The 16,026-nt window shown below is 65.5% G+C and carries 14 protein-coding genes; 13 read left to right on the forward strand and 1 reads right to left on the reverse strand.

The window, feature by feature from the left end; all coding sequences use genetic code 11:
• Positions 1–94: 94 nt before the first annotated feature.
• Positions 95–394: an HU family DNA-binding protein gene (locus tag ACXJMY_RS15230; protein WP_456620157.1), complete on the forward strand. Its 300-nt coding sequence runs from the start codon at positions 95–97 to the stop codon at positions 392–394.
• A gap of 205 nt (positions 395–599) precedes the next feature.
• Positions 600–1,850, forward strand: coding sequence for a peptidase T (gene pepT, locus ACXJMY_RS15235; RefSeq protein ID WP_456620158.1), 1,251 nt, complete (start codon positions 600–602; stop codon positions 1,848–1,850).
• Positions 1,851–2,021: 171 nt separating this feature from the next.
• On the opposite strand, the gene ACXJMY_RS15240 is transcribed toward pepT, so the two are convergent.
• Positions 2,022–2,738 carry a cation transporter gene (locus ACXJMY_RS15240; RefSeq protein ID WP_456620159.1) on the reverse strand — a complete coding sequence of 239 codons (717 nt, stop codon included), beginning with the start codon at positions 2,736–2,738 and terminating at the stop codon, positions 2,022–2,024.
• A 151-nt stretch (positions 2,739–2,889) separates the two neighbouring features.
• Here ACXJMY_RS15240 and ACXJMY_RS15245 point away from each other — a divergent pair, with 151 nt between their 5' ends.
• The 11 genes from ACXJMY_RS15245 (at position 2,890) to ACXJMY_RS15295 (ending at position 16,024) form a co-directional block, all read left to right on the forward strand.
• Positions 2,890–3,189 carry a hypothetical protein gene (locus ACXJMY_RS15245; RefSeq protein WP_456620160.1) on the forward strand — a complete coding sequence of 100 codons (300 nt, stop codon included), beginning with the start codon at positions 2,890–2,892 and terminating at the stop codon, positions 3,187–3,189.
• Positions 3,190–3,359: 170 nt separating this feature from the next.
• Complete coding sequence (locus ACXJMY_RS15250) at positions 3,360–3,914, forward strand: sigma-70 family RNA polymerase sigma factor (RefSeq protein WP_456620161.1); 555 nt, start codon at positions 3,360–3,362, stop codon at positions 3,912–3,914.
• 151 nt (positions 3,915–4,065) lie between these two features.
• Positions 4,066–4,371 (forward strand): hypothetical protein, encoded by a 306-nt coding sequence (locus ACXJMY_RS15255; RefSeq protein ID WP_456620162.1) that lies wholly within the window; start codon positions 4,066–4,068, stop codon positions 4,369–4,371.
• A gap of 123 nt (positions 4,372–4,494) precedes the next feature.
• A complete protein-coding gene (locus ACXJMY_RS15260; RefSeq protein ID WP_456620163.1) occupies positions 4,495–4,917 on the forward strand; it encodes a hypothetical protein in 423 nt (140 codons plus the stop codon).
• 126 nt (positions 4,918–5,043) lie between these two features.
• Positions 5,044–5,442 (forward strand): FixH family protein, encoded by a 399-nt coding sequence (locus tag ACXJMY_RS15265; protein WP_456620164.1) that lies wholly within the window; start codon positions 5,044–5,046, stop codon positions 5,440–5,442.
• Positions 5,439–6,848: an efflux RND transporter periplasmic adaptor subunit gene (locus ACXJMY_RS15270; RefSeq protein WP_456620165.1), complete on the forward strand. Its 1,410-nt coding sequence runs from the start codon at positions 5,439–5,441 to the stop codon at positions 6,846–6,848. Before ACXJMY_RS15265 ends, ACXJMY_RS15270 begins: the two co-directional genes overlap by 4 nt.
• Entirely contained in the window at positions 6,845–10,003 is a 3,159-nt protein-coding gene (locus tag ACXJMY_RS15275) for an efflux RND transporter permease subunit (RefSeq protein WP_456620166.1), read from the forward strand. The genes ACXJMY_RS15270 and ACXJMY_RS15275 overlap by 4 nt, the downstream gene beginning before the upstream one ends.
• 143 nt (positions 10,004–10,146) lie before the next feature.
• Positions 10,147–10,512, forward strand: coding sequence for a hypothetical protein (locus ACXJMY_RS15280; protein WP_456620167.1), 366 nt, complete (start codon positions 10,147–10,149; stop codon positions 10,510–10,512).
• Between the two features lie 58 nt (positions 10,513–10,570).
• Positions 10,571–11,845, forward strand: coding sequence for a divalent metal ion exporter subunit IhpA (ihpA, locus tag ACXJMY_RS15285; protein WP_456620168.1), 1,275 nt, complete (start codon positions 10,571–10,573; stop codon positions 11,843–11,845).
• Positions 11,842–12,819, forward strand: coding sequence for a divalent metal ion exporter adaptor subunit IhpB (gene ihpB, locus ACXJMY_RS15290; protein ID WP_456620169.1), 978 nt, complete (start codon positions 11,842–11,844; stop codon positions 12,817–12,819). The genes ihpA and ihpB overlap by 4 nt, the downstream gene beginning before the upstream one ends.
• Positions 12,812–16,024, forward strand: coding sequence for an efflux RND transporter permease subunit (locus ACXJMY_RS15295; protein WP_456620170.1), 3,213 nt, complete (start codon positions 12,812–12,814; stop codon positions 16,022–16,024). The genes ihpB and ACXJMY_RS15295 overlap by 8 nt, the downstream gene beginning before the upstream one ends.
• Positions 16,025–16,026: the final 2 nt, after the last annotated feature.

Below are 16,026 nucleotides of genomic sequence, written 5' to 3' on the forward strand. Positions count from 1 at the left end.
GAATCGTCTAGGCCTGCCAGGACTTAGAGAATCCCCTCACGCTTCTCGACTTTTCCAGGGATTCCCTGCCATTGGACAATCGAGGAGGCCAGACATGGCAAAGAAGGCAGCCGCTCCCGCCACCATCACCCTCAAACATCTCGCCGCGGATATCGCGGAAAGCCAGGACCTCTCGAAGAAGCATGCCGAGGCCGTCCTCACCGACATGGTCGATCTGATCGCAAGACACCTGAAGAAAGGCGACCGCGTCCGAATCGTGGGTCTCGGCATCCTCCAGGTCCGCAAGCGCGCCGCCCGCACCGGTCGCAATCCCGCCACTGGCGAGCCGATCCATATCAAGGCCAGCAAGAAGGTCTCGTTCCGCCCGGTCAAGGAGCTCAAGGAGGCGATCTAGAGCCATTTCCGTTCCGATTGCATCGGAACGGGGCTCTAGATTCTTGTTTGGACGCGTTTTCTTTATGCGAACCGGGATCCACTTCGCTCGAAAACGCTATGGCCGCTACGTTTCATTAAGCCTGATCCGACGTCGTTCCGGCCGCAACGCCGCCCGCTTTCTGGTATATCGCCTACTTCCCCTGACCCCGGCGGTTTGACCAGAAATGTCCTCCCTCACCTTCGCGCACACCGTGACCGAGCGCTTCCTGCGCTACGTCACCATCGACACCCAGTCCGATCCGGAATCCCCGGCCTCGCCTTCGACCGAAAAGCAGAAAGACCTCGGCCGCGTGCTCGCCGCCGAGCTGAAAGCCATGGGCGTCGCGGACGCCCATCTCGACGATTACGGCTACGTCTATGGAACGATCCCGGCCAACACACCTAAGAAGGTGCCGGTGATCTGCTTCTGCTCGCACATGGACACCTCGCCCGACTTGACCGGCAAGAACGTCAAGCCACAGGTCGTGAAGAACTATCGCGGCGGCGACATCACCTTGCCGGGCGATACCAGCCAGGTGATCCGCTTCGCCGAGCACCCCGCGCTGAAGAACCAGATCGGCAACGACATCATCACCACCGACGGCACCACGCTGCTGGGCGCCGACAACAAGGCCGGCGTCGCCGAGATCATGGATGCCGCGCATTTCTTCATCAACAATCCCGACGTGAAGCACGGCACCATCAAGATCCTGTTCACGCCCGACGAGGAAATCGGCCGCGGCGTCGACAATGTCGACCTGAAGAAGCTGGGCGCGGATTTCGGCTACACCATGGACGGCGAGAGTGCCGGCAGTGTCGAGGACGAGACCTTCTCGGCCGACGGCGCCACCATCACCATCCACGGCGTCAGCGCCCATCCCGGCTATGCCAAGGGCAAGATGGAGCACGCGATCAAGATCGCAGCCGCGATCGTCGAGCGCCTGCCCAAGGAAGGCTGCTCGCCCGAGACGACCTCGGGCAAGCAGGGCTTCCTGCATCCGATCGGCATCACCGGTGCGCTGGAGCAGGCGACGCTCGCCTTCATCGTGCGCGACTTCACCGAGGAAGGGTTGAAGGAGAAGGAGGTCCTGCTCGAGGGCATCGTCAAGGACGTGATGAAGGACTATCCGCGCTCGACCTACAAGTTCGACGTGCGGGAGCAGTACCGCAACATGAAGCAGGTGATCGACCGTCACCCGCACATCCTCGAATACGCCATCGAAGCGATCCGCCGCGCCGGGCTGCGCCCGATGCGCACCGCGATCCGCGGCGGCACCGACGGCTCGCGCCTGTCGTTCATGGGCCTGCCCTGCCCCAACATCTTTGCCGGCGAGCACGCCTTCCACTCGCGGCTCGAATGGGTCAGCCGTCAGGACATGGAGAAGGCGGTGCAGACGATCGTGCACCTTGCCATGATCTGGGAGGAGAAGGCGTAGGGACCCCCGGCGACACGCGAAATAATCGCTGCCGTCAACGGAACGATCCAGCAATAGGCACGTTGGACGTTCAAGTCCCAAGGATGAGATTGTGAGCACAAAAGGCCTCAGCCGGTCAGCCCCGGGCTGGGGCCTTTCCGCGTCTCAATTGCGCCCGGGACTGGCCTCCCCTCAGGCGGTCGCAGCAGCTTGGCCGCCGCGATACTCCGCCCACGCTTGCCGCAGGATTTGCAGCGATGAAGTGAGGAAGATTCCCGCCATCGCCGCGGCAACGGCCAGATCAGGCCATGCCGTCCCGGTACCGAACACGCCAACGGCAGCAATCATCACGATGACGTTGCCGACCGCGTCGTTGCGCGAGCAGAGCCATACCGACCGCACGTTGGCGTCGCCGTCCTTGTAGCGCGCGAGCAAGAGAACCGAAGTCAGATTCGCCGCCAGCGCGGCCAAGCTCATCGCTCCCATCAGCTCCGCACGGGGAAGCCCCAGGATCAGGGTCTGATAGACCGTTGATCCGAACACCCAGGCTGCCATCGCGCTAAGCGACAACCCCTTGAACAGTGCGGCGGTGGCCCGTGTCTTGAGGCTCGCGCCGATGACCGAAAGGCTCAAGCCGTAGGTGACTGTATCGGCCAGGAAGTCGAGAGCGTCGGCCTTGAGAGCCTGCGAGCCGGCCAGATGGCCCGCCGCCATTTCGGTTACGAACATCGCCGCGTTGATGGCGATGACGGTCCACAATACGCGCTTGTATCGTGGATCAAGCCCGTCGAAGACCGGAACGCCTGCCGAGCAGCAGTCGGCGCAGCCCGACGTGGCGACTTCCTCCACCCGGGGTTTGGCGGCCTTCTCGCAGCACGCGTCGTGTGAGCAGCACGTCTCTTCAGACATTCCAGGCTCCTCTCGGGCGTGCGATCTTACCACGAGCCCGCAACGATGGCGATCTCGTGAAGTTCCTTGCCTTTCCAGGCGGGATCGCCTGTGCGAGAACCACGTCGTGAAAATTGCATACGCCCTTCGCTGTCTGCTTGCGGTCCTCGTGATGGTCTCCCTGGCCACCGCGCCGCTGGCTGCGCCTGCCGCCGCGCAGAACACATCCGCCGCGGTGGCGATGGACGACGGCGCGATGGCCATGCCGTGCTGCCCGGACCAGAGCAAGGATTGCCAGTCCTGCCCTGTCCTTGCGTTGTGCCTGCTGAGCATCTCTCCGCCAGTTCCTTCCGGCGCCGCATCACTGATCGCCCGCAATTCGCTGCGACATGCGCCCGCCGTAAGCGATGACCTCCGGATCGACGGACTGGGCGCCAATCCGCCAGACCATCCTCCTCGAATCCTCGTCTGATCGGCGCATCCGCGCCTGACCGGCGACGCGCGGCTGAAGGCGGCGCGCGCTGTCTCGTGCCGTCCCGACGGCTCCATCAGATTCGATCGAGGAAATTACATCATGACGACGCTTGACGTCGCGTGCCGTCACGGCCGCGACCCGCACCTCCGCCTGGAGGTCGGCAAGGCATGACTGCATCCCAGGAAGCCGAGCTCAAGGCCTTGATGCTGCGCAGCCGGAATGGCGACCCGGCCGCCTACCGGACCCTTCTCTCCAGGCTGGCTCCGCGTCTGCGCGCCTACTACAAGCGCAAGCTGGCGATGGCCAGGCGTGGCGCCGAGGAAGCGGAGGATCTGGTGCAGGAAACTCTGCTGGCCATTCACCTCAAGCGTCACACCTACGATGCCGATGCCCTGTTCACACCCTGGCTTCATGCCATCGCGCGCTACAAGCTCATCGACCACCTTCGCCGAGGCGGGGTGTCAGCACGCGAGGTGCCGATCGACGAACATCCCGAGCTCATGGCCGCCGATGATCAAGTTACCATCGAGGGCACGCGCGACATGGCTACATTGCTCGACCGGCTTCCAAGGCGGATGCGGCTGGCGATCGAGGCCGTAAAGCTCGAAGGCAAGAGCGTGTCCGAGACCGCGACGCGCTATGGCATGTCGGAATCGAACGTCAAGATCAGCATCCATCGTGGCCTGAAAGCGTTGGCTGCTCTCGTTGCAAGGCGGGACTGATTTCCATCGCCTCGTCTTTCCTGCGCTACTCGACCGCCGCGACCCAAACCATCGCGGCGGTCTCGCTTCACCTCGGCGTGAGAATGTAACCCGATGACGAAAGGCTCCGAACTCGTTTTCAGAAGCCCGCGCGGAGCGCGCTTCGACGAACATGGAGCAGACAATGACCAGACGATTCACCAAGCCCGTTCTTGCATTTTCCTTGCTCGCATCGCTGGTGGCGATGTCGGCAACCGCCAATGCGGGCGTGACGATTTCCGATCGGCGATACTGGCCGAGCGAGGTCGGCCCCGGGTCGTATCATACCGTCATCGCCCAACGTCCCACGCGCGATTCCTTCGCTGCGGCCGAACCGGGCATCTCACCCGCGATGTCCGCACCGCGCGATATTGGCGCGCCAACGACGCGCTACGTGGGCGGACCCAAATCCTCGATCGCGCCGTCTCGAGGCTTTTAGCGCCGGCGATTTGCTCGTCGTTAACGATCTCTCTCCCGGAGCAAGCCGGTGATATCCCGCCCCTGGCCAAATCGTGATAGCGGCCCGGTTTGCGGGCTCCGCCATGACGTGCGACAATGGCAGATGCTCCTGAAACGGTTTGCCAATGCTGTGGTGATGCTGCTGGTCGCGTCCGGGCTCTTGCTCGCACCGCTGGCAACCCCCGTGCTTACCGGACCTGCTTCGGGCGCCGCTCAGCATGACGACGTGCTGGCGAAGTCGGACGACACCCCGGCGATGTCCGGCGACTTGCAAACCATGTCGGATGACGCTCAGGCCATGGCTGACGACATGCCCTGCTGCCCGGGCGACGCCGGGATCAAGGATTGCGGGTCGTGCCCGTTCGTGGCGCTGTGCCTGCTCAGCATCTCTCTCCCCGCACCGTCCGGCGCCATGGCGTTGATCGAGCGTCACGCCCGGCACAATTCGCTCGCGCTGAGCGATGATCTCTTGACCGACGGCCTCGGCGCAAAGCCCCCCGACCATCCCCCTCGAACCCTCGTCTGATCGGCGCTCACGCGCCTGATGATCGTGCGCGCCGCAATCGCGCACCATTACCTGCCGCCTCGCTGCATCCCGGATTTTCGTGTGTGGCTCCGGCGGCACCATCAGACCAATCGAGGAATTGAAATCATGAAAACGTCCAACGCCGCGCGCGCCGCCATGGCCGCGCTGATCGCCGCCGCGTTTGCGACCTCCGCACGCGCCGAAATCAAGAACTACGAATTCCAGCTCGTGCAGCCGACCGTCAAGGCCGGCGCCGATCGCATCGTGACGGTGCGACTGGTCAACAAGACTAACGGCAAGGCGGTGCCCGATGCGGTGATCTTCGCCAGCCGGCTCGACATGGCGCCCGACGGCATGCAGGAGATGGCCACCAAGGTCACGCCGATGCCCGGCACCGAACCCGGCACCTACCGTTTCAAGGCCACCTTCGGCATGGCCGGGCGCTGGCAGCTCTCGCTCGGTGCCAAGGTGCAGGGCGAGACCGGCACGGTCGAAAACAAGCTCGTCGTCACGGCCGAGAAATGACCCGCACTCGCCTCATCGGCACTGCCGCTGCGATCGTCGCAGCGGCAGGTCTCGCGCTGTTCGCCGCCGGCGTCCTGCGGCCACAGCCCGACGTCGGCCAATTCGTATCCGCCGCGAACGCCGCGGATACGGGCACGCCCATCTATTATCAGGACCCGGACGGCAAGCCGCTCTATTCGCTGACATCGAAGAAGACGGCGGACGGCCGCGACTATCGTGCCGTGCCTGCGGGCGCGGACATAAGCTTTGATGAGCCCGAGCAGCCCGCGGTGATGGCTGCGGCCGAGGCCAGGGGCGATCGCAAGGTCAAATACTACCGCAACCCAATGGGTCTGCCGGACACCTCGCCGGTGCCGAAGAAGGACTCCATGGGGATGGACTATATCCCTGTCTACGAAGGCGACGATAGTGACGACGGTTCCGTCCGGCTATCTCCGGGCAGGATCCAGCGTACGGGCGTCAGGTCCGAGCCCGCTGCGCTCCGCACGATCCGCACGAGGGTCCGTGCCCCCGGCGTCATTCAACTCGACGAGCGGCGAGTCTCCGTCATCTCGATGCGGTCCGAAAGCTTCATCCTGAAAGTCGCCAACGTGACGACCGGCTCCCACGTCGTGAAGGGGCAGCCTTTGATGGAGGTCTACAGCCCCGCCGTCGTGTCGGCGGCCGCCGAATATCTCGCCACCATCACGTCCAAGACGACGGGCGGTGACCAGACCTACGGCCGCGGTTCCCGTCAGCGACTGATCAACCTCGACGTACCGGAGGCCGCCATAGCGGCGATCGAGAAAAGCCGGAACGTGCCGACCTCCGTCGAGTGGACTGCGCCACGCGATGGCATCGTCCTGGAGCGTAGCGCGATCGAGGGAATGCGCGTGCAGCCGGGCGGCGTGCTGTTCCGGATCGCGGATCACTCGGTGATGTGGGCGTTGATCGACGTAGCGGAACGCGATCTGGGCATGATCTCCAAAGGTCAGTTGGCTACCGTGCGGGCCCGGAGTTTTCCGGGCCACGAATTCTCGGGGAAGGTCGAAGTGATCTATCCCGAGATCAACAAGGAGACCCGAACCGCGCGCATCCGCGTCGAATTGCCGAACCCAGACCTCGCGCTGCTGCACGACATGTACGTCGACGCCGAGATCGACACCGGGACGGGCGAGCCGGTCCTGACCGTCCCAGAGAGCGCGGTGATGGATACCGGCAGTCGGCAGGCCGTCTTCGTCGACAAAGGAGAGGGCCGGTTCGAGCCGCGCGAGGTCAAGACCGGCCATCGCGGCTCGGGATACGTGGAGGTCAGGCAGGGTGTCGCCGATGGCGAGCGCGTCGTCGTGTCCGCCAACTTCCTGATCGACGCGGAGAGCAACCTGAAGGCGGCGCTCAAGGGTTTTGCCGAAGGAGCCCAGCAATGATCGCCCGCCTGATCGCCTGGTCGGCCCGCAATCTGCTGCTGGTGCTGTTCGGCGCCGGTTTCGCCGCGGCGGCCGGCATCTACGCGCTTGTCCATCTGCCGCTCGACGCCATTCCGGACCTCTCCGACACCCAGGTCATCGTCTACACGGAGTATCCCGGCCAGGCACCGCAGGTCATCGAGGACCAGGTGACCTACCCACTCACCACGGCGATGCTGACGGTGCCGAAGTCGAAGGTCGTTCGCGGGTTCTCCTTCTTCGGCGTCTCCTTCGTCTACGTCATCTTCGAGGACGGCACCGACATCTACTGGGCGCGCTCGCGCGTGCTGGAATTCCTCAACGGAGCTTCGTCGCGGCTGCCCGCCGGGGTCACGCCGACGATCGGCCCCGACGCGACCGGCGTCGGCTGGGTCTACCAGTACGCCGTCATGTCGAAGGAATTGAATCTCGCCGACACGCGTACGATCCAGGATTGGAATCTGAAGTTCGCGCTGGCCAAGGCCGAAGGCGTCGCCGAGGTGGCGAGCGTCGGCGGCTTCGTCAAGCAGTACAACGTGATCCTCGATCCGCAGCGGATGCGCGACCTCGGCATCACCATGCAGAAGATGCGGGACGCGATCCGCGCCAGCAACGCCGACGTCGGCGGGCGGACCGTAGAGCTCTCCGAGTTCGAGTACGTGATCCGTGGAAAGGGCTACATCAAGTCCATCAACGACCTCGGCAACATCGTGCTGAAGACGAGCAACGGCACGCCGGTTCTGCTGCGGGACGTCGCCCGGGTCGAACTCGGGCCCGACGAACGCCGCGGCACCACCGAGCTCAACGGCGAAGGCGAGGTCGCGAGCGGCATCGTGCTGCAGCGCTTCGGCGTCAATGCGCTCGACGTCATCGAGAACGTCAAGAAGCGGTTCAAGGAGATCGCCTCCAGCTTGCCGAAATCGGTCGAGATCGTGCCGGTATACGACCGCTCGAACCTGATCTACGCAGCCATCGACACCCTCAAGCACACCCTGTTCGAGGAAAGCGTCGTGGTCGCGCTGGTCTGCATCGTGTTTCTTCTCCACGTCCGTAGCGCTTTGGTGGCGATCCTGATGCTGCCGGTCGGGGTGCTGATGGCCTTCGGGGCCATGAAGCTGCTCGGGATCGGCTCCAACATCATGAGTCTCGGCGGCATCGCGATTGCGATCGGCGCCATGATCGACGCCGCGATCGTCATGATCGAGAACGCGCACAAGCATCTCGAGCGGGCGGAACCCGGCCGCTCGCGGGTCGCGATCCTGATCGAGGCAGCATCGGAAGTCGGCCCGGCGCTGTTCTTCAGCCTGCTGATCATCACCGTCTCGTTCATGCCGATCTTCACGCTGGAATCGCAGGAGGGACGGCTGTTCAGCCCGCTCGCCTTCACCAAGACGTTTGCGATGGCGGCGGCGGCGCTATTGTCGGTCACGCTGGTGCCGGCGCTGATGGTGATCTTCGTCCGCGGCAGGATCATCCCGGAACACAGGAATCCGATCAACCGCTTCCTGATCTGGATTTATCGCCCGGTGATATCAGGCGTGCTGCGCGCCAAGACCCTGGTGATCCTGCTTGCCCTCGGCGTGCTCGCCGGCTCGGTCTGGCCGGCACGGCAGCTCGGCACCGAGTTCATGCCGAACCTCAACGAAGGCACCCTGCTCTACATGCCGACCACCCTGCCCGGCATTTCCGTGACCAAGGCCGCCGAGCTGATGCAGACCCAGGATCGCATCATCCACTCGTTTCCCGAGGTCGCCTCGGTCTACGGCAAGGCCGGCCGTGCATCCACCGCGACCGATCCGGCGCCGTCGGAGATGTTCGAGACCATCGTCAACCTCAAGCCGAAGCAAGAGTGGCGTGCGGGCGTGACCGTCGACAGCCTGATCGCGGAAATGGACAAGGCGCTGCAGTTTCCCGGCGTCTCCAACGCCTGGACCATGCCGATCAAGGCGCGCATCGACATGCTCTCGACCGGCATCCGCACCCCCGTCGGCGTCAAGGTCATCGGCCCCGACCTTGCTGGCATCGACAAGCTTGCCCGGCAAATCGAGCCGGTGCTCAAAGCGGTGCCCGGCACCTCCTCGGCTTACGCCGAGCGCGGCCTCGGCGGCTACTACCTCGAGATCACGCCGGACCGCGAGGCGTTGTCGCGCTACGGCGTCATGGTGCAGGACGTACAGGATACGATCGCGACGGCGCTCGGCGGCCAGACGGTGACGACGACCGTCGAGGGCCGCCAGCGCTTCACCGTCAACATGCGCTATCCGCGCGATCTGCGCGACAATCCGAAGGCAATCGCCAGCGACATCCTGGTCCCGATGCCGGGCGGCGGTGCCGTTCCCCTCGGCGAGGTCGCCACCGTCACCCCAGCACGCGGACCGAGCTCGATCCGAACCGAGAACGGACAGCTCGCGACCTACATCTATGTCGACATTCGCGATCGCGACCTCGGCGGCTACGTCGCCGATGCGCAGCGCGCGGTGCAGGCCAGCATCCAGTTCCCGCCGGGCTATTATGTGGTCTGGAGCGGACAGTACGAGTATCTGGAGCGCGCCACCGCACGGCTGAAAATCGTGGTTCCGGTGACGCTGCTGATCATCTTCCTGCTACTCTACCTCAACTTCCGCTCGATCACCGAAACCCTGATCGTCATGCTCTCGTTGCCGTTCGCCCTGGTCGGCGGGCTGTGGCTGATGTGGTGGCTCGGCTTCAACCTGTCGGTCGCGGTCGCTGTCGGCTTCATCGCGCTCGCGGGCGTGGCCGCCGAGACCGGCGTGGTGATGCTGATCTACCTCAACCAGGCGCTGGCCGAGACCCGCGCGCGCTGTGCCCTGGCGGGCCGCGCCGTGACTCGCGTCGAACTGCGCGACGCAATCATGCACGGCGCCGTGGAACGCGTTCGCCCGAAGATGATGACGGTGGTCGCGATCATGGCCGGCCTGCTGCCGATCATGTGGAGCACCGGCACGGGATCCGAGATCATGCAGCGCATCGCGGTCCCGATGATCGGGGGCATGATTTCATCGACTTTGTTGACGCTGATCGTGATCCCCGCGATCTTCGGACTGGTGAAAGGGTTCGGGCTGCGCTCGGCCGATGACGCGATCGTGCCTGAGCGGATTTCGGAGGCCGCCGAATGAGGCCGCGGTGTGTTGCGAGTTGGTCGCAGTCGCGCGGGGACGCAAGGCTGCGACGTTGAGTTCCCCACACGTTACACTATTGCAGGTCGACACTGTTCCCGCCGTCATGCTAGGCCAGCCGGACCGATAGCGAGAATGATTTCGTGCTTCCGAACCGACGGCCTTCGAGACTTCGCCATCCGCGCAACTGGCGTGGGCTGGTGGCTGTGCTCGTCGCGGTGATGTACCTCCTGTCGGGTGCGCTGCATGGCGCTCACGACATCGATGTCACCTCCCCGTCCGGCGGCTCGGAGATCGCCTCGATCCTCGACGACGGTTCGACCGGCCATGGCGATCACAAGGCGTTCGCCGGCCACCACTGCCACGGCTGCTTCTCCGTCGCCGTCGCACTGCCGGTGCAGCCCGACGCCGCGGCCGACATCGTTGCCACGCCGATTCCACATCGGCAGCCCGCCCTTGTCGGCATCGCGCCCGATACGGACTCCCCGCCCCCCAAGCACCTGACCTGAACGGATCAGCCGGGCGCGCCCCATCGCGCCCATCGGTTCTCCTTCACAGGTTCTGTTCATGTTTTGCAGGCGACTAGCTGCGCGCATCGCGTGCGCGCTGGCTATTCTCATCGGCCCACCCCTGGTGCTGGCTTCACACGCCCAAACGCTGACGATGCGCGCTGCGCTCTCGCGCGCGCTCGCCGCGAGCCCGCGCCTGACGGCAGCGGAGCGCGATGTCGGCATCGCCACGGGTCAACGCATCCAGGCGGGCGCTCTGCTCAATCCGGAACTGTCGTACGAACAGGACAATTCGTTCGGGTCCGGCATCTACCGCGGCACCAAATCGGCTGAAACCACGCTTCAGATCAGCCAGGCCTTCGAGCTCTTCGGCAAGCGCGACGCGCGGATCGCGGCGGGCGAAGCCGGCATCGAGGTCGCCGCGATCCAGCGCAAGGCGATCCGGCTCGAGGTGCTGTCGGAAACCGCTATCGCCTTCCTGAGCGTGCTCGGCGCGCAGCGCAGAATCCAGATCATGGAAGAGCAGATCGCCGCGATCGACCGGCTGACGCCGCTGCTGCGCCGCCGGGTCGAGGCCGGCGCCTCCTCGCCGGCCGAAACCGGCCGCGCCGAGGTCGCCTCCGCGCTGGTCAAGGCCGATCGCGAACGCCTCAAGGCGACGCTGGCGAGTGCCCGGCGCGAGCTGGCGGTGCTGATGGGCGATCCAGCGGCGAAATTCGGAGAGGTCTCCGGCCGGCTCGACACCACCGGACGGCCGCCCTCCTTCCAGGCGGTGGTCGCCGCCATCGATGCCAATCCGCAATTGGTGCGCTGGACCGCCGTCTACGCCCAGCGCAATGCCGAGCTGTTGCTGGCCCGGCTCAAGCCTTATCCGGATGTGCGGATCGCGGCCGGCTGGCGCCATTTCAACGAGACCAATGACGACGCGGTGCGCCTCACAGTCTCGGTCCCGATTCCCGTGTTCGACCGGAACCAGGGCAACATCCTCTCGGCGCAGGAAAGCCTGGCCAAGACCAGGGCCGAGCGCGAGGCCAACCGCAACACGCTGATCGTGATCGCCGGGCGCGCCTACGACTCGCTCCAGGGCTCGCTGCGCGAGCTCGCGGTATTGCGCGAGACCGCGATTCCGAAGGCACAGGAGGCGGCCGAGGCGATTTCGCAGGGCTACGGCCAGGGCCGCTTCACCCTGCTCGAAGTGCTCGATGCCCAGGCGAGCGTCGCTCAGGCCCGGCTGCGCGAGCAGGAGGCGCTCCAGAACTTCCACGCAGGTGTCGCCACCATCGAAGGCCTTGTCGGCAATCCATTCTCGCTCGCCCGGGAGGGCGCAAGATGAAGACATCCTCCACCATCCTCGTGGCGATCGTCACGGCCGCACTCGGCGCCTACGGTTACGCGATGTTGGCGCCGGCCCGCGTTGCGCCATCCGAGCATGCCGCGGACAAGAAGCCGGAGAAGCCGAACGACCACGTCGAGCAGGACGAGCACGGCGCCGATCGCATCCGCATCTCCGACGTCAAGCTCGCCGCGGCAGGCGTGACGCTGGCGGAGGCTGCGAGCGCCACCCTGACCGACACGCTCGCCTTCAACGGCATCTTGCGCGCCAACCAGGAAGCCGTGGTGCAGGTGACGCCGCGCTTTCCGGGCGTCGCCAAGTCGATCCTGAAGCGGATCGGCGACAAGGTCGGCAAGGACGAGCTGCTCGCCGCGATCGAGAGCAACCAGAGCCTCACCGTTTACGAGCTCAAGGCGCCGATCGGCGGCACCATCATCGACCGCCAGATCTCGCTCGGCGAATATGCCTCCGAGCAGAAGCCGGCCTTCGTGGTCGCCGATCTCTCGAGCATCTGGGTCGACCTCTCGATCTACCGCCAGGATCTCAGGCGTGTTCGCATCAGTGACGAGGTGCTGATCGATCCCGACGACGGCCGCGGCGAGATCAAGGGCACGATCTCCTATATGGCGCCGATCGGCAGTAGCGAGACCCAGACCGCGCTCGCGCGCGTCGTGCTGCAAAATCCCGACGGCCGGCTCCGCCCCGGCCTGTTCGTCACCGCGCGGCTGATCCTGACCGCACGCAACGTTGCCGTTGCCGTGCGCAGGAGCGCGATCCAGACGCTGGAGAACAGGACCATCGTGTTCGTCCGCGAGGACGGCGACAAGATCGAGGCGCGCCCGGTCGAGCTTGGCGATGCCGACCCGACCTTCGTGGAGATCCGCGCGGGGCTTGCGGCCGGCGAGCGCTACGTCGCGGAGAACAGCTTTGTGGTCAAGGCGGAGATGGGCAAGGGAGACGCCGATCATGATTGAGCGCATCCTCGCCGCGTCCATTCGTCAACGATGGCTCGTGATCCTGTTCGCGCTCGCAGCCGGCGCCTTCGGCGCCTGGAATTTCACGCGCCTGCCGATCGACGCCGTGCCCGACGTCACCAACGTCCAGGTCCAGATCAACACCCGCGCACCCGGCCTGTCGCCGCTCGAAGCCGAGCAGCGCATCACCTTCCCGATCGAGACTGCGATGGGCGGCCTGCCGAAGCTCGACTACACCCGCTCGATCTCGCGCTACGGCCTGAGCCAGGTCACCGTCGTGTTCCAGGACGGCACCGACATCTATTTCGCGCGCCAGCTCGTCAACGAACGCATCCAGCAGGCCCGCGACCAGCTGCCTGCAGGCACCGAGGTCGCGATGGGGCCGATCTCGACCGGCCTCGGCGAGATCTACGTCTATTCCGTCGAAGCCAGGCCCGGCGCGAAATCGGCGACCGGGGCCGATTTCACCCCGACCGAGCTGCGGACCATCCAGGACTGGATCATCAAGCCGCAGCTCCGCACCATTCCCGGCGTGATCGAGGTCAACTCGATCGGCGGCTACGAGCGGCAATTCCACGTCCTGCCGATCCCCGGCCGGCTGATGGCCTACCGGCTCGGCTTCCGCGACATCATGACGGCGCTTGCCGCCAACAACGCCAATGTCGGCGCCGGTTATATCGAGCGCAACGGCGAGCAATATCTCGTCCGCGCCCCCGGCCAGGTCGCCAATATCCAGGACATCAAGGATATCGTGATCGGCTCGCGCGGCGGCGTGCCGGTGCGCGTCCGCGACGTCGCCGACGTGCAGGAGGGCCAGGACCTCCGCACGGGCGCGGCGTCGGCGAACGGCAAGGAGACCGTGCTCGGCACGGCCATGCTGCTGATCGGCGAGAACAGCCGCACCGTGGCCCAGCGCGTGGCCGCAAGGCTCAAGGATATCGCGAAATCGCTTCCCGAGGGCGTGATCGCGAAAGCGGTCTACGACCGCACGCATCTGGTGGAAGCGACCATCCAGACGGTCGAGAAGAACCTCGTCGAGGGCGCGGCGCTGGTGATTGCGGTGCTGTTCCTGATTCTCGGCAACATCCGCGCCGCGCTGATCACCGCCTGCGTCATTCCCCTCTCCATGCTGTTCACGATATCAGGCATGGTCGGGAGCAAGGTCAGCGCCAATCTGATGAGCCTGGGGGCGATCGATTTCGGCATCATCATCGATGGCGCCGTCATCATCGTCGAGAACTGCCTCAGGCTGCTCGCCGCCGAGCAGCACCGGCGCGGGCGCCTGCTCTCGCCGGATGAGCGGATGCAGACCATCCTCGCGGGCGCCAGCGAGGTCATCAAGCCGAGCCTGTTCGGCACGCTCATCATTGCCGTCGTCTATCTCCCGGTCCTGACCCTGACGGGGACCGAGGGCAAGATGTTCACCCCGATGGCGCTCACCGTGCTGATGGCGCTGGCGGGCGCCGCATTGCTGTCGGTGACTTTTGTCCCGGCCGCTGTCGCGATCCTCGTCACCGGCAAGGTCTCGGAGACGGAGAACATCTTCATGCGCGCCGCCAAGCGGCTCTACGTCCCCCTGCTCGACCGCGCCATCCGCTACCGCGGCAGCGTCGCAGCTTGCGCCGTCCTGATCGTCGCCGGGAGCCTGTTCGCCGCAACCCGCATGGGCGGCGAATTCATTCCGAGCCTCGACGAAGGCGACATCACCATCGAGACCATCCGGATTCCCGGCACCAGCCTCACCCAGAGCGTCGACATGCAGCTTCGGCTGGAGAAGGCCATCAAGCAGGTTCCGGAGGTGGCGACCATCTTCTCCAAGGTCGGCACCGCCGAGATCGCCAACGACCCGATGCCGCCGAACGTGGCCGACACCTATGTCACGCTGAAGCCGCGCGAGGAATGGCCAGATCCTGCGAGGCCGAAGGACGAAGTGGTCGCCGAGCTCGAACGTACCGCCAACACCCTGCCCGGCACCGCCTATGGCATGACCCAGCCGATCCAGATGCGGTTCAACGAGCTCATCGCCGGCATCCGCAGTGATGTCGGCGTCAAGATCTTCGGCGACGATCTCGACGTGCTCGCGGGCATCGCCCAGCAGGTCCACGGCGTCGTTCGCGGCATCGAAGGCGCCGCCGACGTCAAGACCGAGCAGATCGCCGGCCTGCCGATCCTCACGGTGAAGCTCGACCGCCAGGCGCTGTCGCGTTACGGCCTCAGCCTCAGTGAGGTGCAAAACCTCGTCGAGATCGCGATCGGGGGCAAACCGGTCGGAAAGCTGTTCGAGGGCGATCGCCGCTTCGACATCGTCGTGCGCCTGCCGGAAAGCCTGCGCGCCAACCCGGATGCGATCAAGTCGCTGCCGATCCCGCTGCCGCCGGGCGAGGACACGGCGGCCGTCACCAAGACCGCATGGCCGGGGACCGCGAGTCCAACGCTGCGCTACGTCCCATTGTCCTCCGTCGCCGCGATCGAGATCGCGCCCGGCCCCAACCAGATCAGCCGCGAGAACGGCAAGCGCCGGGTGGTGGTGATGGCCAATGTCCGCGGACGTGACCTGCGCTCCTTCGTCGCCGAGGCCCAGGAGGCCGTCGCAGAGAAGGTCAAGCTGCCGCCGGGCTACTGGATCGGCTGGGGCGGACAGTTCGAGCAATTGGTGTCCGCGACCAAGCGGCTCACGATCGTGGTGCCGGTGGCGCTGCTGCTGGTGTTCCTGCTGCTGTTCATGAGCATGGGATCGGTGGCCGACGCGGCTCTGGTGTTCTCCGGCGTGCCGCTGGCACTGACCGGCGGGGTCGCGGCGCTGCTGCTGCGCGGCATCCCGCTGTCGATCAGCGCCGGCGTCGGCTTCATCGCGCTGTCCGGCGTCGCCGTGCTCAACGGGCTCGTCATCATCGCCTTCATCGAGCGGCTGCGCAGCGAGGGCCGGCCCATGGCCGATGCCGTGCGCGAGGGCGCGCTGACCCGCCTGCGCCCGGTGCTGATGACCGCGCTGGTCGCCTCCCTCGGTTTCGTGCCGATGGCGCTCGCCACCGGCGCCGGCGCCGAGGTGCAGCGGCCGCTTGCGACCGTCGTGATCGGCGGCATCATCTCCTCGACCGTGCTGACGCTGCTGGTGCTGCCGGCGCTCTATATGCTGTTCCGGCGTGACGGAGCGCGCGAAACGCCTACAATGCGGCCTGATTTGGCAGCTTCCGGGGAGCGCTAGCG

It is taken from the genome of Bradyrhizobium sp. P5_C12, assembly GCF_054049735.1.

Excerpts from the sequence above, each read along its gene's own strand:
- ACXJMY_RS15230 (WP_456620157.1), top strand. The coding sequence starts at position 95 with ATGGCAAAGAAGGCAGCCGCTCCCGCCACCATCACCCTCAAACATCTC.
- pepT (WP_456620158.1), top strand. The coding sequence starts at position 600 with ATGTCCTCCCTCACCTTCGCGCACACCGTGACCGAGCGCTTCCTGCGC.
- ACXJMY_RS15240 (WP_456620159.1), bottom strand. The coding sequence starts at position 2,738 with ATGTCTGAAGAGACGTGCTGCTCACACGACGCGTGCTGCGAGAAGGCC.
- ACXJMY_RS15245 (WP_456620160.1), top strand. The coding sequence starts at position 2,890 with ATGGTCTCCCTGGCCACCGCGCCGCTGGCTGCGCCTGCCGCCGCGCAG.
- ACXJMY_RS15250 (WP_456620161.1), top strand. The coding sequence starts at position 3,360 with ATGACTGCATCCCAGGAAGCCGAGCTCAAGGCCTTGATGCTGCGCAGC.
- ACXJMY_RS15255 (WP_456620162.1), top strand. The coding sequence starts at position 4,066 with ATGGAGCAGACAATGACCAGACGATTCACCAAGCCCGTTCTTGCATTT.
- ACXJMY_RS15260 (WP_456620163.1), top strand. The coding sequence starts at position 4,495 with ATGCTCCTGAAACGGTTTGCCAATGCTGTGGTGATGCTGCTGGTCGCG.
- ACXJMY_RS15265 (WP_456620164.1), top strand. The coding sequence starts at position 5,044 with ATGAAAACGTCCAACGCCGCGCGCGCCGCCATGGCCGCGCTGATCGCC.
- ACXJMY_RS15270 (WP_456620165.1), top strand. The coding sequence starts at position 5,439 with ATGACCCGCACTCGCCTCATCGGCACTGCCGCTGCGATCGTCGCAGCG.
- ACXJMY_RS15275 (WP_456620166.1), top strand. The coding sequence starts at position 6,845 with ATGATCGCCCGCCTGATCGCCTGGTCGGCCCGCAATCTGCTGCTGGTG.
- ihpA (WP_456620168.1), top strand. The coding sequence starts at position 10,571 with ATGTTTTGCAGGCGACTAGCTGCGCGCATCGCGTGCGCGCTGGCTATT.
- ihpB (WP_456620169.1), top strand. The coding sequence starts at position 11,842 with ATGAAGACATCCTCCACCATCCTCGTGGCGATCGTCACGGCCGCACTC.
- ACXJMY_RS15295 (WP_456620170.1), top strand. The coding sequence starts at position 12,812 with ATGATTGAGCGCATCCTCGCCGCGTCCATTCGTCAACGATGGCTCGTG.